Below are 23,061 nucleotides of genomic sequence, written 5' to 3' on the forward strand. Positions count from 1 at the left end.
TTTCCTCCGGATTCGATTTGAATTTCAATTGGTCATGATACGCCAGGGGCGGACCGGATGCCCGCCCCATGACGCTCAGTCCAGCCGGTATACCCGGGCCTCGAAGGGGCGCAGGGTCTCCTCTGTTTCCGTGGCCGGCGGATAGTTGGCCAGTTGCGGCGTCAGGCCCCGTACCGGTGCTTCCAGGGCGCCGAACGCCGCCGGCTCGCCGCTCAGGTTGACCAGCACCAGCCAGCGATCCTCTCCCAGGGTACGGCTATAGGCGTAGACCTGCGGATGCTCCGCCAGCAACAGTTGGTAACGGCCGTAGATCAGCGCCGGAGAGTCCTTGCGCAGGCGGATAAGGGCGCGGTAGAAGCCGAGCACCGAGTCCGGGTCGCCTTGCTGGGCGGCCACGTTGATGGTATCAAAGTTGGGATTGACCTTGAGCCAGGGCTGGCCGGTGGTAAAGCCCGCCTGGGGGCCGGCGTCCCACTGCATGGGCGTGCGCGAGTTGTCCCGCCCGGTGCGGGACAGCAGCGCCAGTATGTCGGATTCGGCCCAGCCCTGGCGCTGCAGTTCGGCATACTGGTTTTTGGCCGAAACATCGTCGAAGTCGGCCAGGCTGTCGAAGCGGGTGTTGGTCATGCCGATTTCCTGGCCCTGGTAGATAAAGGGCGTGCCCTGCATCAGGAAGTACATGGCGGCGATGGCGGTGGCGCTTTCCCGCCAGTAGCCCCGGGTATCCCCCCACTTGGAGACGATGCGCGGGATATCGTGGTTCTCCACGTAGAGCGCGTTCCAGCCCCGGCCCTCCAACACGGTCTGCCAACGGCTGAAAATGGTCTTGAGGGCATTGACGTCCAGCGGCTCGCTGTTGCTGCTTTCCCACAGCTTGACGTGCTCAAACTGGAAGATCATATTGAGCCGCCCGTTCTCCTCGCCCAGCCAGTCGAGGGCTTGCTCCGCCGACACCCCGTTGGCCTCGCCCACCGTCATGATGTCGTAATGGCGAAAGGTGTTGCGGCACATGTCATCCACATAGTCGAGCAGGCCTTCAACGTTGAGGTGGCCGTCGAAGGAAGGCACGCAGCGCAGCCCTTGCGGGTTGGGCAGATCGGGCAGCCCCGGCACTTTCTTCATGTGGCTGATGGCGTCGATGCGAAAGCCGTCGATGCCCTTGTCCAGCCACCAGCGCATCATGTCGTACACCGCGTCGCGTACCTCGGGGTTTTCCCAGTTCAGATCCGGCTGGCGGCTCGAGAACAGGTGCAGGAAATACTGGCCGGTCTGTTCGTCGCGCCGCCAGGCCGGCCCCTTGAAGATGCTCTCCCAGTTGTTGGGCTCGGCGCCGTTTTTGCCGTCGCGCCACACATACCAGTCGCGCTTGGGGTTGTCTTTGGAGGAGCGGGACTCGAGGAACCAGGGGTGCTCGTCGCTGGTATGGTTGACCACCAGGTCGATGATCAGCCGCATGCCGCGGGCGTGCACTTCTTCCAGCAGCCGGTCGAAGTCGGCCAGGGTGCCGAATTCGGCCATGATGCCCTGGTAGTCGCTGATGTCGTAGCCGTTGTCGTCGTTGGGCGACTTGTACATGGGGCAGAGCCAGAGCACGTCCACCCCCAGCTCCTGCAGGTAGTCCAGCTTCATCAGGATGCCGTTCAGATCGCCAATACCGTCGCCGTTGGAGTCCATAAAGCTGCGCGGGTAGATCTGGTAGGCAACGGCTTCCTTCCACCAGCTGCGCTGCAGCCGGCCGTTTGTTGTGGTGGTCATGGCATTGTCCTTGTTCTCAGGGGCGGCACCAGTGCCGCCGGGATAGAAAATCGGTCTGTGTTGAGCCTTGATGGAGTGCGAACGCTCGGCCAAAGGGCACTACCCAGCCGACACGCTGTGAATACCTCCCTGTACGCTCTCTGTTTCATCCCTGAAACAGAAGGTCGGCTGAGCAGCACCCTTTGTCCTCCTCCATGCACCGGTGGCGCTGCTGGCAACACAAGCAGACGGCGGCGAGGCTTGAAAGAGGCAACAGAGCTAGCCTCAGCCGGCCGCTTCGTCCAGCAGCACCATAAAGGCTTCAAAGGGCTGCAGCTCCAGCTCGCCGCGCCAGTGATCGCGGGGGGCGTAGTTGCTGATCAGCACCTCTCCCGGCTGCTGCAGCGCGTCGGGCAGGGCAAGGCTGGTGCGGCCGGCGAAGAAGTTGCACAGCACCAGCAGCCGCCGGTCGCCGAGCCGGCGCTGGTAGGCGAACACCCGCGGGTGCTCGCTCAGCAGCGGCTGGTAGTCGCCGTACACCAGCACCGGATGTTCCTTGCGCAGGCGGATCAACCGCTGGTAGTGGTAGAAAACCGAGTCCGGGTCGTCCAGGGCGGCGGCCACGTTGATCCGGTCGTGGTTGGGGTTGACCTCGATCCAGGGCGTGCCCCGGGTAAAGCCGGCGTTGGCCTCGCCGCTCCACTGCATGGGAGTGCGGGCGTTGTCCCGGCCGTTGGCGTGGATGCCGGCCAGCATCTGCTGATGGGGCACGCCGGCGGCGGTGCGCTCCCGGTACAGGTTGAGGCTCTCGATATCCCGGTACTGGTCGATGCGCTCGAAGCGCACATTGGTCATGCCGATCTCCTCGCCCTGGTAGACATAGGGCGTGCCCTTGAGGCCGTGCAGGGCGGTGGCCAGCATCTTGGCGGACTCGACCCGGTAGCGCCCCGGGTCGCCGAACTTGGATACCGCCCGGGGCAGGTCGTGGTTGTTCCAGAACAGGGAGTTCCAGCCGCTGTCGGCCAGGCCCAGCTGCCACTTGCCGGTGATGGCCTTGAACGCCGCCAGGCAGAAGGGCCGGCTGCGCCACTTGCCTGCTTCGTCGTCCCAGGTCTGGGTGATGTGCTCGAACTGGAACACCATGGACAGCTCTTCCCGCGCCGGATCCGAGTAGAGCCTTGCTATCTCGGGGGTGGCGCTCCAGGTTTCGCCCACGGTGAGCAGGTCACGCCCGCCGAAGGTGGCCTTGTTCATCTCCTGCAGCAGCGGGTGCAGGCGGGCGCCGTTGGTCATGATCTGGGCGTCCACCTCCTTGCCGATCAGGTCGATCACGTCCATGCGAAAACCGCCGATGCCCTTGTCCAGCCACCAGTTCATCATCTTGTGCACCTCGGCCTGCACCCGGGGGTTCTCCCAGTTCAGATCCGGCTGCTTGCGGGAAAACTGGTGGAAGTAGTACTCGCCGGTCGCCGCGTCGTATTCCCAGCCGCTGCCGCCGAAGTAGGAGCGGAAGTCATTGGGCGGGCCGCCGTCCGCCGCCGGCTGGCGCCAGATGTAGAAGTCCCGGTAGGGGTTGTCGCGGGAGCGGCGCGCCTCGACAAACCAGGGGTGTTCGTCGCTGGTGTGGTTGACCACCAGATCCATCAGGATGCGGATATCGCGCTGGCCGGCCTCGGCGATCAACTGCTCCATCTCGGCCAGGGTGCCGAACTCGGGGGCGATGTCCTGGTAGTCGGAAATATCGTAGCCGTTGTCGTCCATCGGCGAACGGAACACCGGCGACAGCCAGATGACGTTGACGCCGAGCCGCTGCAGGTAGTCGAGCCGCTGGATGATGCCCGCCAGATCGCCGATGCCGTCGCCGTTGGCGTCCATAAAGCTGCGCGGGTAGATCTGGTAGACCACGGCATCGTGCCACCATTTTTTGTCTGTTGCTGGGTTCATGTCCGGTTCCGTCTCAAAAAGTAAAAGCAATCAATGCTGGGCGGTGGGCAGCAGGCGGTCGAAGGCCCGGCCCTCGCGATCGAACAGGTAGCAGCAGGCCGCCGGCAGGCGGATGCCGACCAGGGCGCCCGCCGCTATGGGCGAACGCTCGGCGTTGCGCACCACCCAGGGCTCGCCGGCGTTGCCGTTGTCGAGGTAGAGGTAGGTCTCGTTGCCCATGTGCTCGACGAACATCACCTCCCCCTGGTACTCGCACTCGGCTTGCTCGCCCCATTGGACGTGCTCGGGGCGGATACCGAGGTTGACGCTCTGGCCTTCGGCCTCGGCCGGGGTGGCGATGGGCAGCAGCAGTTCCTTGCCGTTGTCGAGCTCGACCAGGCTCTGCTCGGCCCCGGCGCGCCTGAGGATGGCGGGGATCAGGTTCATCTTGGGCGAGCCGATGAACTGGGCCACGAATTCGTTGGCCGGGTGATCGTAGAGCTCGAGCGGGGTGCCCACCTGCTCGATATTGCCCTTGCTCAGCACCACGATACGGTCGGCCAGGGTCATGGCCTCCACCTGGTCGTGGGTCACGTAGATGATGGTGGCGCCCAGCCGCTGGTGCAGGGTGGCGATTTCCATGCGCATCTGCACCCGCAGCGAGGCATCCAGGTTGGACAGGGGCTCGTCGAACAGGAACAGCTTGGGCTCGCGCACGATGGCGCGGCCGATGGCCACCCGCTGGCGCTGGCCGCCGGACAGGTCCTTGGGCTTGCGCTCCAGCAGGGGTTCGAGCTGCAGGATACGGGCCGAGTCGCGCACCTTCTGGTCTATCTCTTCCTTGGGATGCCCGGCCAGCTCGAGGGCGAAGGCCATGTTCTGGTACACGCTCATGTGCGGGTAGAGGGCATAGGACTGGAACACCATGCCGATGCCGCGCTCGGCGGGGGTGTCGTCGTTGACGTACTGGCCGTCGATATACATGCTGCCGCCACTGATTTCCTCCAGCCCCGCTATCATCCTGAGCAGGGTGGACTTGCCGCAGCCCGAGGGGCCGACGAACACCACGAACTCGCCGCTGTTGATCTGCAAGTCCAGCGACTTGATCACCTCGGCCGATTTGCCGTAGCGTTTTTGCAGTTTTTCCAGTGTTAATTGCGCCATGTTGTTACATCCTGTTTTTGATAATCCGTTTACGATCTTTGTAAAGCTTGTCTGTAACGGCTCATCGAAGAGTCAACAGGGCCACCTCCACCGACACGCTGCAAGCACGTCCCTGTGGCGCTCGGCATATGCCATCCCTGGCATGTGACGGTCGGTGTAGGCAATCCCTGTTGCCTCTTCCAGGCCCCGCTGTGGTCTGATGGTAGCGCCAACAGACGATACTGAGCTTTAGGGAGCAGCACCCCTTGTCCTCTTCGAGATTCCGCTATCTGAAGTGGTAGCCCCCGCCCCTGCCTTACTTGAGGTAGTCCAGATAGGGCCGCTGGCGGTCGATCATCAGATCCACCATTTCCGGGATACGGCGGCACTTGTCGTTGACCGAATCCACCAGCAGCGCCTGGATCACCAGATCCCGCGAGCCCTGCAGCACCGCCTCGGCGGTGAGGTCGTGCACCGCCACCTGGTTGCAGAGCAGCCCCGCCACCCCGGCCGGCATGTCCAGCCGGATGCCGTGCACGCCCTTGCGGTCGATGATGGCCGGCACTTCCACCACCATGAACTCGGGCAACTGGCGGATAAAACCCTGGTTGGGGATGTTGACCGCCCCTTCCTCGTAGCCGGCGTCGGTGAGCATGCCTTCCATGATGGGCACCACCCGCTCCTTGAGCTTGAGCTCGATCACCGGCTCCACCTGGCCCAGGTAGTTGCGGTAGAAGGTGTAGAAGTCGAGGATGCCGCGATGGTCGCTCACCTCATGGGCCCAGCGGATGTACTCGCCGAAGTGGCTGTCGCCGGTGATCGGCAGGTGGTGGAACTTCTCGAGGATTTCCCTGAACAGGGTACGATCGGCCCAGGGGTAGGCGCTGTCGGCGCCGCCCAGGGCGTCGCGCTCGGTGCTGCCCTCGGTGTCCACCAGCTTGCCGTGGGTGCGGGTGTATTCCAGGATGTCGCTGTAGCCCGGCAGTTTCCCGAAATAGCCCGGCGCCTTGGCGCGGATGTCGGCGTAGGCGTCCTTGCCGCTGTCTTGATAGCTGGCTTCGAGCAGCACGCTGAAGTGGTTGAGGCCGCCGGCGCGCAGCGCCAGGTTGCTGAAGGGGGTGTCCAGCATTTCCGGCAGGTAGCGCTCCAGGGAGGCGATTTCGTGGCACATGCCGACGAAGTTGAGTCCCGGAAAGCGGCGGTGCACCGTGGTGCAGATCCGGCTCATGGGGTTGGAGTAGTTGAAAGTCCAGGCATCGGGACAGATGTCGGCGATATCGGCGCAGATCTCCAGGATCGGCGGTATGATGCGCAGGGAGTGGAACAGGCCGCCGGGGCCGCCATTCTCGCCGTAGACCTGCTGGATGCCGTACTGCAGCGGGATCTGCCAGTCCTGGTCCCAGAGCGCGAAGCGATCGCCCACCTCGATGGAGATGATCACGAAGTCGGCGCCCTGCAGCGCGACCTTGCGATCCACGGTGGCGCTGACGGTAAAGGGCAGATCCCGGGCGGCGAGAAAATCGCGGGCGGTCTGCTCGGTGGCCGCCAGGGCGCGGGGGTTGATGTCGTGCAGCACGATTTCGCTGCCGGCCAGGGTGGCGCTCTGGAAGATGTCACCCAGGGTGCCGTAGCCGAACTGGGCGCTGCCGGCGCCGATCAGGACGATTTTTGTAGCCATTCGTTTTCTCCTTGTTCAGACACTGTTGGTAAGTGGGATCAACCCTTGACCGCACCGCTGGTCAGGCCGCTGACGATGCGTTTCTGGAAAATCAGTACCAGCACGATGATCGGCAGCGTCACCACCACCGAAGCGGCCATGATGCTGCCCCAGGGCAGTTCGTACTGGGAGGCGCCCTGGAACATGCCGATGGCCACCGGCACTGTGCGCTTGCCGCTCGAGATCACGAAGGTGAGCGCGAACATGAACTCGTTCCAGGCGCCGATAAAGGCCAGCAGGCCGGTGGTGACCAGCGAGGGCCCCATGATGGGCGCGAAGATACGGGTGATGATCACCCAGGTGCTGGCCCCGTCGACGATGGCCGCCTCTTCCAGCTCCACCGGCATGGACTTCATAAAGGTGGTCAGCACCCAGACGGTGAAGGGCAGCGAGAAGGTGGTGTAGGACAGCACCAGGGCACCCAATGAGTCGTACAGCCCCATAAAGCGCACCAGCTCGAACATGCCCGACAACACCGCCACCTGGGGGAACATGGACACGCACAGTATGGTGAACAGCAGGACCTTGCGCCCGCGGAAGGAGATCCGCGCCAGGGCGAAGGCGGCGGTGATCGACACCAACAGGCACAGCCCCACGGTGACGGTGGCCACCAGCACCGAGTTCAGCAGGCTGCGGGCGATGCCGTTGTCCACCAGGGCACCGAGATAGTTGTCCCAGTGAAAGCCCGAGGGCAGGTAGTTGGCCAGGAACAGCTCCTGGCCGGTGCGCAGCGAGGTGAGCACCGCGTAGTAGAAGGGAAACACGCAGATCAGGCCGGCCAGGGCGGCGCCGGCGTAGATCAGGCCCTTGTGGCCCCATTCCCGTTGCTGACGGCTGAGCTTCATGCCTTGTTCTCCTTGTCGTTGAAACGGCCCACGTAGAGGAAGCAGGCGGCGATGCCGGCCACCATCATGAACACCAGTACCGAGGCGGCGGAGCCGAAGCCCATTTCCTGGTAGCTCACCATCTGATCCCGGGCGTAACCGGAGATGGAAATGGTGGCCTCGCTGTTGGAGGTGAGCACATAGATGAGATCGAACACCCTGAGCGCATCCATCACCCGGAAGATCAGCGCCACGATCAGCGCCGGCATGATCAGCGGCAGGGTGATGCGCCAGAAGCGCTGCCAGGCGGTGGCGCCGTCGACCCGGGCCGCCTCGTACAGGTCCTTGGGGATCAGCTGCAGCGCGGCCAGCAGCATCAGCGCCATAAAGGGGGTGGTCTTCCACACGTCCGCCATCACCACCGCCCACATCGACAGCGACGGGCTGGCTATCCAGGCCAGGGGCTGGTCGATCAGGCCGGCGCGCAGCAGCAGATCGTTCACCACCCCGAACTGGTCGTGGAACATCCAGCCCCACATCTTGGCGGTGACGATGGTGGGAATGGCCCAGGGCACCAGGATGGCGGTGCGCACCAGGCCCTGGCCGCGGAAGGTCTGGTTCATCAGCAGCGCCAGCAGCATGCCCAGCACCAGTTCGAGCGACACCGACACGGCACTGAACCAGAGGGTGTTGCCCACCGCCTGCCACCACAGGGGATCGGCCAGCACGCCGTAGGCGCCGCTGTCGGTCAGCTCCAGGTAGTTGGCCAGGCCGACGAAGTTGTACTCGCCCGGCGCGTCCAGGGCGGCGTCGGTCAGGCTGTAGAACAGGGTGCGCAGCAGCGGCCAGCCGGCCACCGCCGCCAGCAGCAGCAGCGCCGGGGCCACCAGCAGCCAGGCGACGCGGGCGCGCCGCTGCTGGTGGTTGAGCTTGCGAGCCCCGGCCCGCCGGGGCGCCGCGGCATGTTCGGCCGCCTTGGCGCGCTGGGTCAGGGTCTTGGTGTAGTGATCCATGGGTTACTCCATGCAATTCAGATCGGCGTGGGAAAGAAGGACCGCCCGGCGACGGGCGGCCAAGGGCACAGACCTAGCGCCAATCTTTCCCCTTGATACGTTCCAGCCGGCTCTGCAGATCCGACACCGCTTCTTCGCCGCTGCTGCGCCCGCTCAGCACGTTGTAGGTGGCGTTGTAAATGGCGTTGGACACCCGGGCGTACTGGCTCCTGGTCTGGGTGGCCGGCCGCGGCCGGGCATTGGCGAAGATGTCCCTGAATTCGGCGAGATAGGGCGCCATGGCCAGCACTTCCGGATCCTCGTACAGGGCCACGCGCGAAGGGGCGACCCCGACCAGTTGCAGCGCCTTCTTCTGGGCCTCGGCGTCGCTCACGATTTTCAGCAGGGCCACCGCCGCCTCGGGGTTCTTGCTGTAGGCGCTCACCGACCACTGCCAGCCGCCCAGGGCGGCCACCGACTCGCCGTCGGCCCCGCTCGGCAGCGGCATCACCCCCACCTTGCCCTTGACCGGGCTGTTGTCGGCCTGGGCCAGCACATAGGCGTAGGGCCAGTTGCGCATAAACAGGGCGCCGCCGTTCTGGAACACGGCGCGGGCCTCTTCCTCCATGTAACCGAGGGCGCCCTGGGGCGCTATGGTGCCGACCCAACCGGCGGCCATGTCCAGGGCCCGGGCGGCGCGGGCATTGTCGATGGTGACCTGGCCGTCGCCGTCGACGAAGTCGCCGCCGCCATGGGAGGCCACCCATTCCAGGGCGTTGCAGGTCAGCCCCTCGTAGGACTTGCCCTGGAATACCAGGCCCCAGAAGTTGCGCTGGCCGGCGGCCCGCTCCCCTTCCTGGATGCGGGTGGCGATGCGGGTCAGTTCCTCCCAACTGGCGGGCGGCTGCTCGCCGTATTTTTCCAGCAGATCCTGGCGGTAATAGAGGGCGCCGGCGTCGAGGAAGGCCGGCACCGCCTTGACCCGGCCGTTGACGATGTTGTTCTGCCAGGCCCCGGGGAAGAAGTCGGCTTCGAGCTCCGCCACCTGATCGGTCAGATCCAGGGTATGGCGGTCGAGCAGGCCCACCCACACGGTGTCGGCCTGGAACAGATCCACGGCGTTGCCGTCCCGGGCGGCAAACAGTTGCTGGAACAGGCCCAGCTTTTCGTCGGAGGAAGGGGGAAACTCGATAAATTCCAGGGTATGGCCGGTCTGCGTCTCGAAGCGATCCTTCACGTAGTCGCAGAACTCCTTGCCGGCGCCGGTGGGGGCGCATTCCATCCGCAGGGTATCGGCCTTGGCCACATTCAGGGATGCGGCCACCAGGGCCGCCACCATGCTGAGCGTACGTACTTTCATCTTGACCTCTCGTCTTCCTGATTGGAGGGATAAGGGATGGCGTTAACCATCCGTTAACTTTAGCTGTGTCCATCCTAGGGGAAACGAAGGAATAAAAAGAAATGCTTTATTTCACACACAATATAGAAAGTATCTATATCTCAAACTGCCCGGGTGATCCGTTTCACAGTTCTGGCCCCCTGCCGTCCACGGCCAGGTGCGGATCTGTGATCGCACCGCAAAAAATCCTGCGCCCTGGTCTTGGTCCCTACCCCGACGCCGGACATCATCATTACCCGAAGCTATATTTTTAAAGCGCTTTGGCTCGAAACGTTGACAAAAATGGCCAGACTTTTAAGCTCTGAGATAGAAAACTTCTATAGAACAGACAAGGACGTACCGTGGACAAGCTGTTGCGCCAGTTTATCGAGGTGGCCACCTTCAAGAACGTCAGCCATGCGGCCAACCGGCTGTGCCTGAGCCAGCCGACCCTGACCCACAACATGAAGAAGCTGGAAGACAACCTGGGGGTACAGCTGCTGGTGCGCAGCTCGAGCGGCGTGACTCTCACCGAATACGGCGAGTTGCTGCTGGAGCAGGCGCGGATGATGCAGCGCATCTACGACAACACCCTGATCCGGATGGATCTGCTCAAGGAGCGCCAGGAGCGCAGCCTGAAGATAGGCAGCGGGCACGCCTGGTGGCACATGTTCCTGCGGGAAACCTTCGAGGCCCACCGCCACCAGTACCCCACCGCCAATGTCCATATCGATCTGGGCAACCACCTGCGGCTGATGGATTTATTGCTGAGCGGCGATATCGACCTCTTTATCGGTCACGAACTCCAGGGGCTCAACCCCAAGGCCGGGGTCAGCTTCCTGCCGCTGCTGAGTTCGACCGATACCTGCTATGCGCGCACCGGCCATCCGCTGCGCGGGCGTACCGTCGGCCAGGAAGAGCTGTTGGCCTACCCCCACGTCGAACTCACCCCCGACGAACCCCGTTACCAGCACGTGATGGAGGACATGCAGGCCAAGCGCCGGGAGCGGCTGCAACTGCACATGACCGAGCGGGTGGTCTATTCCACCAACTCCGTCGCCACCGCCGTGGACATGCTGGCCGCCACCAACGGCATCATGGTGTTCCCCAGTTGCATGCAGGACTACTTCGCCCGCTTCGAGGTGCTCCCGCTCAGGCTGAAAGAGCCCCTGCGCAAGGGCATAGTGGGCATTTACCTGATGCGGGAAAAAGTGGAAGACCCGCATATCACCCAGGTAATCGAGCTGATGCGCCAGCATATGGAACAGCACCGCCATCTGCTGGAATAACGAAGGGGCCATGCCGGCCCCTCGGTTTGATGGCAGAGTCCATCTGCCGCTTTTTTGCCAGATATTTTCCTTTATCACTGCGGTTAAACTGCCGTCATCTCCGCGAAGGCGGAGATCCATGACATATTGCACTGGACTCCCGCCTTCGCGGAGTGACGGCAGAGAACGGCGAGGGTTGTCAGCAGTCTAAAGGGCCATACCGGCCCCTTCGCTTATTTGTCTTCGGCTACCAGCCGCTCCAGGCCGCCTGCCGCCACCAGTTGCTGATAGAGCGGCCTGGCCTTGCCCGGCCCCAGCACCAGTTGCTGCTCGCCGGCGGCCCCCTCCACCAGGGCGCGTACCTCTCCCAGTTGGGCGATGCGCGCCCTGTCGAGCAGCGCCTCGTCGTGCAGGCACACCCGGATACGGCTGGCGCAATAGCGCAGTCGCGCCAGGTTCTGTTTGCCACCCAGGGCGCCCAGCAGCGCCTCCGCCAATGCTTTATCTTCCATCACCGCCTCCTGAATCGAATGGGATCTTGCCGTCGGGATCATAGCGAGGGGCACTCGGATAAATAAAATCGATTTTTACCGGCTCAACATAGATATTATCTATATTGAGCCGGTCCGGGATCAGCCCTGTTGGCTTTGCGCCTGCTGGGGAGTCCAGGTGTCGGTTTCGAAGGGCGCGAACCAGCTGAGGCAGATTTCCCCATGCAGTTCACTGAGGGCTATCTGCACCAGGTCGATAAAATCGTGCAGCCGATCGGGCTGGCGCGCCAGCTTGTCGATGCAGGCCCCGCTCAGCAGCCGCTGGCAGCGTTCCGCCGCCGCCAGCGCCGGCTGGTGCCGCGGCAGGCTGGCCAGCTCCCGGGACAGCTGGTCGATACAGCAGGCCACCGCCCTGGGGAAAGCCTCGTCCTGCAGCAGGAAACGCAGCACATCGGGCCCGCGCACCGCCAGCCGCACCTGCTGGCGGTACATCTGGTGGCCGCTCAGGGATTTCAGCACGCTCATCCACTGCAGGGTTTCGAACGGCTTGAGATCCTCGGCGCTGCGCGGCAGCAGGTTGGCCGAGCGCACGTCTATGATGCGGGTGGTCATGTCGGCCCGCTCCAGCTGCCGGCCCAGGCGCAGGAAGGTGCGCACCTGGGTGTGGCTGAGGGTGCCGGCGATGATGCCGTTGACGGTGTTGCAGCTGCGGATGACCTGGGTGAGGAAGCTGTCCCGCATGCGCGGGCTCAGCCCCTGCTCCGCCTGCTTGACCACGCTCAGGTAGAGCTGGTTGACTTCCTCCCAGATGCTGTTCGGCATCACGTCCCGGGTGGTGCGCAGGTTCTCCCGCGCCGCCGCCAGCGACGACAGTATGGAGCCCGAATAGCGCCGATCCATGCACAGGAAGTTCAGCACGCTGACTTCGTCCGGCTCCCGGTAATGCTGGTTGAACAGCGCCTCGCTGCCGGTGATGGTCACCAGCGACGACCAGCCCAGGCTGGTGGCCTGGGGAAAGTCCAGCAACAGGTGGCTGTTCACACTGATCAGGCGCGCCGTGTCTTCGGCCCGTTCCAGGTAGCGAGCCAGCCAGTAAATGTTTTCAGCTACTCTCGACAGCATGATCAGTTCCCTCCCACGTCTACTATCCAGGTGTCCTTGCTGCCTCCCCCCTGGGAGGAGTTCACCACCAGCGAGCCCTTGGTCAGCGCCACCCGGGTCAGGCCGCCCATGGTGACGTAGGTCTGCTCGCCCGAGAGGATGAAGGGGCGCAGATCCACATGGCGCGGCTCCATCTCATGCTCGCACAGGGTCGGCGAGGTCGACAGGGCCAGGGTGGGCTGGGCCATGTAGTTGCGCGGATTGGCCTTGATCAGCTCGGCAAACTGCTTCTGCTCGGCGACGGTGGAGTGAGGCCCGACCAGCATGCCGTAGCCGCCGGACTCGTTGGCGGGCTTGACCACCAGCTTGTCGAGATTGGCCAGCACATAGTCGCGATCCTGCTCGAACATGCACAAATAGCTGGGCACATTGGGCAGCAAGGGCTCCTCGCTCAGGTAGAAACGGATGATCTCGGGCACGAAAGCGTAGATGACCTTGTCGTCCGCCACCCCGGCACCGGGCGCGTTGGCCAGCGCCACCTTGCCGTTGCGCCAGGCCCGCATCAAGCCGGGCACGCCCAGCATGGACTCCGGGTTGAAGGCTTCCGGGTCGAGGAACATGTCGTCGATGCGACGGTAGATCACGTCCACCCGCTTGAGGCCGTCCACGGTGCGCATATACACGCAGTCGTCGTCCAGCACCACCAGGTCCGGCCCTTCCACCAGCTCCACCCCCATCTGCTGGGCCAGATAGGAATGCTCGAAGTAGGCGGAGTTGTAGATGCCCGGGGTCAGCACCACGATTTGCGGATCTTCCCCCGGCCGGGGCGACATGCTGGCCAGCATGTCGTAGAGCTGGGCCGGGTAGTCGTCCAGCGGCTGGATGCGGCCGGTGGCGAACAGCTCCGGCAGAACCCGCTTGGTGACGTTGCGGTTTTCCAGCATGTAGGACACCCCCGAGGGTACCCGCAGGTTGTCCTCCAGCACATAGAGGGTGCCGTCCTTGTCGCGCACCAGATCCGAACCGCAGATATGGGCCCACACCCGGTGGGGCGGCGTGATCCCTACGCACTGGGGCCGGAAGTTCACCGACTGGGCCAGCACCTCGGCGGGCAGTATCCCCTCCTTGACGATACGCTGCTCGTGGTAGAGATCATCGATAAAGAGGTTGAGCGCCTTGACCCTTTGCTTCAGGCCCGCGGCGGTTTTTTGCCATTCGTGCAAAGGGATGATGCGCGGCACTATGTCGAAGGGCCAGGCCCGGTCGATCATATTGCCCTCGGTATAGACGGTAAAGGTGATGCCCATGGCCTGGATGGCCACTTCCGCGGCCGCCTTGTGTTCGGCAAGCTCATGGGGCGCGAGTTGCGCCAGGTATTCACACAACATTCTCGCTTCCGCCCGGGCGACGCCCGGCTGGGCAATCAGCTCATCGTAAAATCCGTTGCACGCATAATTATGCCAGTTCGCTTTGCTCATAAGCGTGATTCCCGATATTTTTTGTTTGGATAAGAAAGGCTCGCTAACCCATCCCCTACATCACTACTGCATCTAACAGATGCTTAATCGATAAAGCAACCGGCATGCCAATGTTTGTCAATTCCAATGCCGCCGTACTTTATAACAGCACTTTATTTTTATTTGTGCCATCCAACGCACCACTATTATCAGCTTTCCCGCCATGTCCTCACCAAAATGGGGCGGCACTGTGATAGTGATATAAAACAACCGCCTTTTGTTAATGGAATCCTCCATTCCCCCCAGGCTCTCAGCGGACTCACACGCACCATAATGAGTCCCTGAAAGTGCACTAACGCACTAAAAAGGCGCACTTTTTATATTCAGCAGCCTCTTCAATACGAATATGAAATGAATATTCATCATTATTTTTACGTTATTTACCAACATCACCCCCCCCCCCGGGCCACACTGTGATAACGCAGCGACGGAAACGGCCGGCAACACCGGAACATGCCCCTTGCTTTTATTCCTCCCCGCCCCCGATACTCAACCCTTCTTCTACTCTCCTCTTTAAAAAGAGAGACATCAAGTGCAAAAAAGAACAGGCATATTAATTGCTTGAAAAAAAGCATCTGCTCCTGCACCTTTATTCAGTCTTCACCCACAGATCGGACCAAGCCCATGACTATTCGCGTTGCGCTCAAGCATGTCACCCGCTATGACTTCGATAAACCGGTTTCGCTGTCTCCCCATCTGGTTCGCCTGCGGCCCGCTCCCCATTGCCGTACTCCGATTGACGCCTATTCATTGAAAGTGTCGGGCGGCGAGTATTTTATCAACTGGCAGCAGGATCCCTTCGGCAACCATCTGGCCCGCCTGGTGTTTCCGGAAAAGCTGCGCCACCTGCAGGTAGAGGTGGAGGTCATAGCACCCCAGACGGTGATCAACCCCTTCGACTTCTTCGTGGAAGACTACGCCAAGGCCTTCCCCTTCGAATATCCCGCGTCACTCAGGAAGGAACTGGCTCCCTACCTGGAGCTGGAAGAGGCCGGCCCCCTGCTCAACGCCTGGCTGAGCGAGGTGGATCCCGGTACCCGGCCGGTGGTCGACTTCCTGGTGGCGCTCAACCAGCGGCTGCAGCAGGATATCGACTACAACATCCGCATGGAGCCCGGCGTGCAGAGTCCGGAAGAAACCCTGTCGCTGCGCCGGGGTTCCTGCCGGGATTCGGCCTGGCTGTTGGTGCAGATATTTCGTCGGCTGGGGCTGGCGGCCCGCTTCGTGTCCGGCTATCTCATCCAGCTCACCGCCGACGTCAAGGCCCTCGACGGCCCCTCCGGCACCGAGGCCGACTTTACCGATCTGCACGCCTGGACCGAGGTCTACATCCCCGGCGCCGGCTGGGTAGGGCTGGACCCCACCTCGGGCCTGTTCGCCGGCGAGGGCCACCTGCCCCTGGCCGCCACGCCCGAGCCTTCCAGCGCCGCCCCCATCACCGGCTTTACCGACGAGTGCGAAGTGGAATTCAGCTTCGACATGCAGCTGACCCGCATCCACGAGGATCCCCGCGTCACCAAGCCCTACAGCGACGAACAGTGGCAGGCCATCCTCGCCCTGGGCGAGCAGGTGGACGAACGGCTGCAGCAGCAGGACCTTCGCCTGACCATGGGCGGCGAGCCCACCTTCGTGTCCATCGACGACATGGATGCCCCCGAGTGGAACACCGCCGCCCAGGGCCCCACCAAGCGGCGGCTGGCGGAAGGCCTGCTGCGCCGGTTGCGGCCCCACTTCGCCCCCGGCAGCCTGGTGCACTACCAGCAGGGCAAGTGGTATCCCGGCGAACCCCTGCCCCGCTGGGCCCTGGCCTGCTACTGGCGCAAGGACGGCCAGCCGGTGTGGCGGGACGACCGCTGGCTGGCGGACATCGACAAACACTACGCCGTCACCCCCGAGCACGCCCGGCTGTTCGGCCAGGCCCTGGTCAAGCGCCTCGGCATCGCCGACAAATGGCTGATCCCCTGTTTCGAGGACGCCTACTACTACCTCTGGCTGGAGCAGCGTCAGCCGGTGGACGTGGAGCTGCGCGGCGAGAACCTCAAGGATGAAGAAAACCGCCGGCGCCTGGCCCGGCTGCTGGAGCGGGGGCTGGACGAGATCACCGGCTTCGCCCTGCCGCTGCTGCGGGATCAGGGCGGCCAGCGCTGGCGTACCGGGCCCTGGCCGGTGCGGCGCGAATCCCTCTACCTGATCCCCGGCGACTCGCCCATGGGCCTGCGCCTGCCGTTGTCGTCCCTGCCCCTGGCCGGCCGCGAAGACCAGCCCCAGCCCGCCAGCCTGTTCGAGCCCAGGCCGCCATTGCCGGATCTGCACGGCGAGGTGGCCAGCCGCTACAGCGATTGGCAACACCGGTTCGAGGTGGGTGGCCACCACCAGCCGGCGCCGGGCCAGCAGTGGCAGGAGCAGCAGACGGAGCAGAACAACGGCACCATCCACACCGCCCTCTGCCTGGAGCCGCGCGAGGGCAAGCTGTTCCTGTTCATGCCGCCCCTGCCCCGGCTGGAGGATTACCTGGCGCTGCTGGCCGCCGTGGAGCAGACCGCCGCCGCCCTGGAGCTGCCGGTATGCATCGAAGGCTATGCCCCGCCGGCGGACCCGCGTCTGGAGAAGTTCATGATCACCCCGGACCCGGGCGTGATCGAGGTGAACATCATGCCCGCCAAAAGCTGGCCCGAACTGGTGCGCAACACCGAGATCCTCTACGAAGAGGCCCGCCTGTCCCGCCTGGGCACCGAGAAATTCATGCTCGACGGCCGCCACACCGGCACCGGCGGCGGCAACCACGTCACCCTCGGGGGTGAAACCCCGGCGGACTCGCCCTTCCTGCGCCGGCCCGATCTGCTGGCCAGCCTGCTCTGCTACTGGCAGCACCACCCCAGCCTGTCCTACCTGTTCAGCGGCCTCTTCATGGGACCCACCAGCCAGGCGCCGCGCGTCGACGAGGCCCGTCATGAGGCCCTGTACGAACTGGAGATCGCCCTGCAGCAGATGCCGGTGGGCGAAGTGCCCCAGCCCTGGATGGTGGACCGGCTGCTGCGCAACCTGCTCACCGACATCACCGGCAACACCCACCGCGCCGAGTTCTGCATCGACAAACTCTATTCCCCGGACAGCCCCACCGGCCGGCTCGGGCTGGTGGAGCTGCGCGGCTTCGAGATGCCGCCCCATGCCCGCATGAGCCTGATGCAGCAGTTGCTGATCCGCGCCCTGGTGGCCCGCTTCGCCGCCGAGCCCTATCGCCGCCCGCTGGTGCGCTGGGGCACGGCGCTGCACGACCGCTGGCTGCTGCCCCACTACATTTGGGCCGACCTGCTCGACGTGCTCACCGATCTGCGCCGCCGGGGCCTCGACTTCAACCCCGAGTGGTTCGCCCCCTTCCTGGAATTCCGCTTCCCCCACTACGGCCAGGTCTGCTACGACCAGGTCCAGCTGGAGCTGCGCCAGGCCATCGAACCCTGGCATGTGCTGGGCGAGGAGGTGAGCGGCAGCGGCACCGCCCGCTACGTGGATTCCTCGGTGGAGCGGGTGCAGGTCAGGCTGTCCGGCTACAACCCGGCCCGCCACGTGCTCACCTGCAACGGCCGGCGGGTACCGCTCACCCCCACCGGGGTCAACGGCGAGGCGGTGGCCGGGGTGCGCTACCGGGCCTGGCAGCCGGCCTCGGCTCTGCATCCGCTGATCCCGGTACAGGCGCCGCTGGTGTTCGACCTGATTGACGGCTGGAACCAGCGCTCCCTCGGCGGCTGCACCTATCACGTGTCGCACCCGGCCGGGCGCAACTACGAAAGCTTTCCGATCAACGCCAACGAGGCCGAAGCCCGCCGCCTGGCCCGCTTCTGGGCCATGGGCCACAGCCAGGGGCCGGTGGTGATACCGCCGGAAAGCCCCGCCGGCGAGTACCCCCATACCCTGGATCTGCGACGCCACTACAGATCCGCGGGCGATGCCAGTCTATAATCCCGTGCAGATGCACAATACCGCCGGCCGCATCCTCCGGGTGCGGCCGGCCTTTACCCGGTAACCACCATGCTCGATCCCAACACCTTCAGCGCCGAACTGCAGACCTTGCTGGCCAACTACGCCGGCAAGCTGCTGCAGTCCGACGGTCCCGGCCACGATGAACTGCTGAGCGACCGGCAGCGCATCCACGCCCATTGGCAGCCGGTGCTGGACGAACTGAGCCAGCTCGGCACCCGCGCCCTGATCGGCCGCTGCGAAGAGGCCCAGAACCTGTTGCACGAAAACGGGGTGACCTTCAACACCTACGAGGACGATCCGGGCAAGCTTCGCTCCTGGCAACTGGACTGCCTGCCCTACGTCATCGCGCCTCAGGAGTGGGAACAGCTGGAGCAGGGCCTGACCCAGCGTACCCGGCTGCTGGAAGCCCTGGTGGAAGACCTCTACGGCGAGCGGCGCATGCTGGCCGAAGGCCTGCTGCCGCCCGAACTGGTCTATACCCATCCGAGCTTCCTGTTCCCCGCCGCCGACGACACCCCGCCACCGGAGCGGCCGCTGGTGATCTTTCACGGCACCGACCTGGTGCGCAGCCGCGACGGCGACTGGCTGGTGCTGGGCGACTGGACCCAGTCCCCCTCCGGCACCGGCTACGCCCTGGAAAACCGCATCACCCTGGCCCGCGCCCTGCCCAACCTGTACCGGGAGGCCCCGCTCAAGCGCCTGGCCGGCTTTTTGCAGGCCCAGTTGCGCAGCCTGGCGGCGCTGTGCCCCAACCAGCGCGAACAGCCCAACATAGTGCTGCTCTCCCCCGGCCCCGGCAGCCCCGGCTACTTCGAGCATGCCTGGCTGGCCAACTACATGAACTGCTCGCTGGTGGAGGGCGCCGATCTGGTGGCGCGCGACGGCCAGGTGTCCATGCGCACCCTGGGCGGGCTCAAGCAGGTGGATGTGATCGTGCGCCAGATCAACGATCCCTGGTGCGACCCCCTGGAGCTGCGCGGCGACTCCCTGCTGGGCGTGCCCGGCCTGATGCAGGCGGCGCGCAACGGCGAGGTGGCCATCGCCAACGCCCTGGGCGCCGGCATCCTGGAGCACCCGGCCCTGGCCGCCTACCTGCCGCAGCTGTGCCGCCGCCTGCTCGGCGAGGAACTGCAACTGAAAGGCCGCGACAGCCGCTGGTGCGGTGAGGCCGGCAACCTGGAGCAGGTGCTGGCCGAACCCGGCCGCTGGTGGCTGCGCGACGTCAAGGCCCCGGCCCAGCCGATCCGGCCGGAGACCCTGGCCGCCGACGAGCTCGACCGGCTGCACTGGCGCATCCGCCGCCAGCCCCACCTGTTCGTGGCCCAGGCCCGCATCGAGGGCGCCACCGCCCCGGTGTTCAACGTGGCGGACCGCCAGCTCGAGCCCCAACCGGTCAACCTCCGGCTGTTCAGCCTGGTGGAGCCCGACGACATCCACAAGCCGCTCGGCGAGCGCCACTACCGCATCATGCCCGGCGGCCTGGCCTGGGTGGGGGAACCCGGCACCCCGCTGATGGAGAGCCGCATGGTCAAGGACATCTGGGTGCTGGCGCCGGTGCCCCAGCCCCATATCAGCCTGCTGCGCCAGGCCCACGGCCCCATCGTCGTCACCCGCGACGGCCAGGACCTGCCCTGCCGGGTGGCCGACAGCCTGTTCTGGATGGGCCGCTACGGCGAACGGCTGGATATCCGCTCCCGACTGCTGCGCGAATCCTTCGCCCGGCTGCTGCAGGAAGATCAGAACGAATCGGGCGACAGCCTGATCCCGGACCTGTTCACCGCCCTGGAGCTGCCCTACCCCAGCTCCGAGGAACTGGCCGAGCTGCACCGCAAACAGCCCGTCCAGCAGCGCTTCAAGCAGGACTACATCTTCCTGCGCCACCGGCTGCTGGAGCTGTTCAGTGAGGAGCACCCGGACGGCATGCCCTGGCTGTTCAGCCACTTCCTGCGCAACTGCCGGGCGGTGCGCGACCACCTGGGCGACGATGCCTGGCGCACGGTCAACAGCCTGCGCCAGAAGTTCAACGACATGCCCCGCGACCAGGGCGCCATGGGCGGCCAGCGCCACCTGGAAGGAGTGGTGACCGACCTGGCCGCCTTCTTCGGCCTGTGCAACGAGACCATGCCCCACCACTACGGCTGGCGCTTCCTCGATCTGGGCCGCTTTATCGAGCGTATCGTCTGCAGCCTGGAGTTGCTCAAGCTGGCGCTGCTCACCGCCCGCCGCCCGGGCATCCCGCTGTGGGAAGTGGTGCTGGCCACCACCGACAACCTGACCGTGTACCGCCGCCGCTACCGCTCCCAGCTGCACCCCTCGGCCATCCTCGATCTGCTGCTGTTCGACGAGACCAACCCCCGCTCGGTGGGCTACATGCTGCGCCGGCTGGAGCGCCAGATAGAGCGGCTGCCCCAGCCCGAGAACAGCCCCTACCGCAACCTGGAAACCCGGCTGGTGATCCAGGCCTCGAGCGCCCTGCACCTGGTGGACATCAACCGGCTGAGCGACCTGGAGCACTCGAGCGAAGCCCGGGACGCGCTGGCCGGCCTGCTGGACAGCCTGCTGGCGCCCCTGTCGGAGCTGTCCAATGCCATCTCCCACAGCCATTTCAGCCATGCCGAGGCGCCCCGCCAGCTGGTGACCATGCAAAAATCCGTTTAGGTTGAGCCATTTATGCACTATCAATTGCGCCATACCACCCGTTACGATTATTCCACCGACGTGGCCCTGAGCCACAACGAGGCCCGCCTGCTGCCTCGGGAGCTGCCCTGGCAGCAGGTCGGGCAGACCGACATCGCCATTCACCCCACCCCGGTACGGCTGAAGGAGCGGCGGGATTTTTTCGGCAACCGGGTGGGCTATTTCTCCATCCAGGAGCTGCACGGCGGCCTGGAGGTGACGGCCACCAGCCTGGTAACCACCAGCCCCCGGCCCCGGCCCGAGCCGCAGGGCCATTTCATTAGCTGGGAGCAGGCGGCGGCCTGCCTGCGAGAGGGCACCGACTGCCTGGAAGCCCGGCTGTTTATGCTCGACTCCGACTTCGTCGGCGCGGACGAGGCCCTAGCGGACTACGCCCGGGCCAGTTTTACACCGGGGCGCGCCCTGGTGGAGGCGGTGTATGCCCTCAACCAGCAGATCTTCACCGAGTTCACCTACGATCCGGAACACACCACCATCGCCACCCCTCTCCTCGACGTGCTCGCCAGCCGGCGCGGGGTGTGCCAGGACTTCGCCCACCTGGCCATCGGCTGCCTGCGCTCGCTGGGGCTGGCGGCACGCTACGTGAGCGGCTACATGGAAACCCTGCCGCCCCCGGGCCAGCCCAAGCTGCAGGGGGCCGACGCCACCCACGCCTGGCTGGCGGTGTTCATTCCCGGCTGGGGTTGGCTGGAGATAGACCCCACCAACGGCTGCCTGCCCGACGAGCGCTATATCATCCTCGGCTGGGGACGGGACTTTTCCGACGTGACCCCGCTCAAGGGGGTGATGAGCGGCGGCGGCAACGACCGGCTGACGGTGGCGGTGGACGTGATACCGGTAGAACGTTGAGGCGGCTTCGTAAAGATGTGCTTCCGCACAGGTAAGGGGAGTCCCTATTGCCAACGATAGGATCTCGTCGGCATCTGACCACCCCCATCGGCACCGGATCAGTACCTCAATGGCGACCTGCAAGGCATGGCGCACACTGGACCGGCGATCCGCCGTGTGAAGGAGCTCAAGCAGCGAACCCGCTCCTGTACGCAGAAGTTACAACGCAGGCCGGAGCGGGTGAAAAATTACTTCCAATCCAGGGAATATCGCTTATACGGCATAGCGATGTATTTTTCCGCCGGGTTAATAGTACTCAGTTCAAATCCGGCTTAAAACTTTGTAACTCGTCGAATTTTCCCTGTACGACTTGGGCTTCTTCAATTCGCTGAAAAAAATGACTCATGGCCATCGCATAGCCGCTAACCATATTAACAGAGTAGTGATCTACAACTCCGGGGTTCGAACGTGCATTGATGTCCATTAACAAGCTACAACCCCAAGCCCCTAAATCGAGAGGGTTTGAGGAGACAGTTAAACTGGTGACCCTACCCTCTCTATTCTGCTTCAACCAGTACCCAAGCGTATTGGAACAAGGATCTGACCGCTCTCCAGGCTTGATAAGCACTCCATCAAGATCGTATACCCAATACCACTGCATATCATCGGCGGTTTCAGCACTCGGTAGCCCATACTGCTCGAACAAAACGTCCTTAAAGCTACTCAGCATAACCGGAGCCTCGTACTGACGATAATATCGCGCCGAGTAGAGTACATCCCAAGGCCACCCGGTTATCTCTGCCGGTGCAACGTACCCCTGAACATTACGCGGTTTACCAGCTTCCACTCCAACGTTTCGTTGAAAGTACCGATAGATGTATCCATTTGGACTGTTGGTACGTGGCAGCGGCCCAATATCTTCTTGATCCAACACCGGACCTAGTTGTACGCCTTTGACTTCATGACGGCGAAAATGACTTGCACCAAAATCCACTGAGACCAGCGGTGCTTGCGCAATAATAGCGTGGCGACGGCTGTAATCTGAAGCGGATTCACGCCGTTTTAGAGCTGGCTTATGATGACCATATAGTGGCGCAGCTTCGACCCGAACGTCATCTCCCTCCAGCGTCAGAGTGAATTTTGGACACAGCGTATTAACGCCAATCCGTCGAGCTTCCATTGATGCCTCAACGCCAAAAGTGATTGATTTTCCGGTATAACTCCCTGGGACAGCAGCAGCCAGACAGCCACGTTGACTTGTGGTAGTCACAGCGGCATAACTGCCACGCGAGGAAATAAAAGTGACAATGTGATCCCCACCGGGCAGTACATCATGCCCTCCGGTAAACTCAATAATTGTAATTCCGTCCAATGACTCGGCTGCAGTTGCCGGGCCAGCCCATGCCGTTACACAGGCAACGATCACTGCCCTCAAGAGCCACACTCTTTGTCGTTGCATTCCCTTTCTCC

15 protein-coding genes are annotated in these 23,061 nt (G+C 63.8%); 4 read left to right on the plus strand and 11 right to left on the minus strand.

Annotated features, from left to right (window positions below):
* Nucleotides 1-75 precede the first annotated feature (75 nt).
* The 7 genes from ACT7DK_RS11715 to ACT7DK_RS11745 all read right to left on the minus strand — a co-directional run bounded on the left by ACT7DK_RS11715 (nucleotide 76) and on the right by ACT7DK_RS11745 (nucleotide 9,693).
* Nucleotides 76-1,755, minus strand: a complete 1,680-nt coding sequence (locus tag ACT7DK_RS11715; RefSeq protein ID WP_445399329.1) for a glycoside hydrolase family 13 protein — start codon at nucleotides 1,753-1,755, stop codon at nucleotides 76-78.
* A 264-nt stretch (nucleotides 1,756-2,019) separates the two neighbouring features.
* The gene (locus ACT7DK_RS11720; RefSeq protein WP_445399331.1) at nucleotides 2,020-3,678 is read right to left on the minus strand and encodes a glycoside hydrolase family 13 protein; all 1,659 of its coding nucleotides are present in this window, start codon (nucleotides 3,676-3,678) and stop codon (nucleotides 2,020-2,022) included.
* Nucleotides 3,679-3,708: 30 nt separating this feature from the next.
* Entirely contained in the window at nucleotides 3,709-4,821 is a 1,113-nt protein-coding gene (locus tag ACT7DK_RS11725; RefSeq protein ID WP_445399333.1) for an ABC transporter ATP-binding protein, read from the minus strand.
* A gap of 295 nt (nucleotides 4,822-5,116) precedes the next feature.
* Complete coding sequence (locus ACT7DK_RS11730; protein WP_445399335.1) at nucleotides 5,117-6,478, minus strand: family 4 glycosyl hydrolase; 1,362 nt, start codon at nucleotides 6,476-6,478, stop codon at nucleotides 5,117-5,119.
* A gap of 38 nt (nucleotides 6,479-6,516) precedes the next feature.
* Complete coding sequence (locus tag ACT7DK_RS11735; RefSeq protein WP_445399337.1) at nucleotides 6,517-7,362, minus strand: carbohydrate ABC transporter permease; 846 nt, start codon at nucleotides 7,360-7,362, stop codon at nucleotides 6,517-6,519.
* A complete protein-coding gene (locus ACT7DK_RS11740; protein ID WP_445399339.1) occupies nucleotides 7,359-8,354 on the minus strand; it encodes a carbohydrate ABC transporter permease in 996 nt (331 codons plus the stop codon). The genes ACT7DK_RS11735 and ACT7DK_RS11740 overlap by 4 nt, the downstream gene beginning before the upstream one ends.
* Nucleotides 8,355-8,427: 73 nt before the next feature.
* On the minus strand, nucleotides 8,428-9,693 hold the full coding sequence (locus tag ACT7DK_RS11745; RefSeq protein ID WP_445399341.1) for an ABC transporter substrate-binding protein: 1,266 nt from the start codon (nucleotides 9,691-9,693) through the stop codon (nucleotides 8,428-8,430).
* 380 nt (nucleotides 9,694-10,073) lie between these two features.
* On the opposite strand from ACT7DK_RS11745, the gene ACT7DK_RS11750 reads away from it, so the two are divergent.
* Entirely contained in the window at nucleotides 10,074-11,000 is a 927-nt protein-coding gene (locus tag ACT7DK_RS11750; RefSeq protein ID WP_445399343.1) for a LysR family transcriptional regulator, read from the plus strand.
* A gap of 212 nt (nucleotides 11,001-11,212) precedes the next feature.
* On the opposite strand, the gene ACT7DK_RS11755 is transcribed toward ACT7DK_RS11750, so the two are convergent.
* From ACT7DK_RS11755 to ACT7DK_RS11765, 3 genes are all read right to left on the minus strand, one after another.
* Complete coding sequence (locus ACT7DK_RS11755) at nucleotides 11,213-11,491, minus strand: PTS transporter subunit EIIB (protein ID WP_096779314.1); 279 nt, start codon at nucleotides 11,489-11,491, stop codon at nucleotides 11,213-11,215.
* Nucleotides 11,492-11,611: 120 nt separating this feature from the next.
* Entirely contained in the window at nucleotides 11,612-12,592 is a 981-nt protein-coding gene (locus ACT7DK_RS11760; RefSeq protein WP_445399346.1) for an alpha-E domain-containing protein, read from the minus strand.
* 2 nt (nucleotides 12,593-12,594) lie between these two features.
* A complete protein-coding gene (locus ACT7DK_RS11765) occupies nucleotides 12,595-14,049 on the minus strand; it encodes a circularly permuted type 2 ATP-grasp protein (RefSeq protein ID WP_445399348.1) in 1,455 nt (484 codons plus the stop codon).
* A 663-nt stretch (nucleotides 14,050-14,712) separates the two neighbouring features.
* On the opposite strand from ACT7DK_RS11765, the gene ACT7DK_RS11770 reads away from it, so the two are divergent.
* From ACT7DK_RS11770 to ACT7DK_RS11780, 3 genes are all read left to right on the plus strand, one after another.
* The gene (locus ACT7DK_RS11770) at nucleotides 14,713-18,045 is read left to right on the plus strand and encodes a transglutaminase family protein (RefSeq protein ID WP_445399350.1); all 3,333 of its coding nucleotides are present in this window, start codon (nucleotides 14,713-14,715) and stop codon (nucleotides 18,043-18,045) included.
* Between the two features lie 69 nt (nucleotides 18,046-18,114).
* A complete protein-coding gene (locus ACT7DK_RS11775) occupies nucleotides 18,115-20,724 on the plus strand; it encodes a circularly permuted type 2 ATP-grasp protein (protein WP_445399352.1) in 2,610 nt (869 codons plus the stop codon).
* A 12-nt stretch (nucleotides 20,725-20,736) separates the two neighbouring features.
* Nucleotides 20,737-21,612: a transglutaminase family protein gene (locus tag ACT7DK_RS11780; RefSeq protein WP_445399354.1), complete on the plus strand. Its 876-nt coding sequence runs from the start codon at nucleotides 20,737-20,739 to the stop codon at nucleotides 21,610-21,612.
* 295 nt (nucleotides 21,613-21,907) lie between these two features.
* Here the strand turns inward: ACT7DK_RS11780 and ACT7DK_RS11785 are convergent, their stop codons facing one another.
* The gene (locus tag ACT7DK_RS11785) at nucleotides 21,908-23,050 is read right to left on the minus strand and encodes a hypothetical protein (RefSeq protein WP_445399356.1); all 1,143 of its coding nucleotides are present in this window, start codon (nucleotides 23,048-23,050) and stop codon (nucleotides 21,908-21,910) included.
* Nucleotides 23,051-23,061: the final 11 nt, after the last annotated feature.

Source organism: Zobellella sp. An-6, from assembly GCF_052487945.1.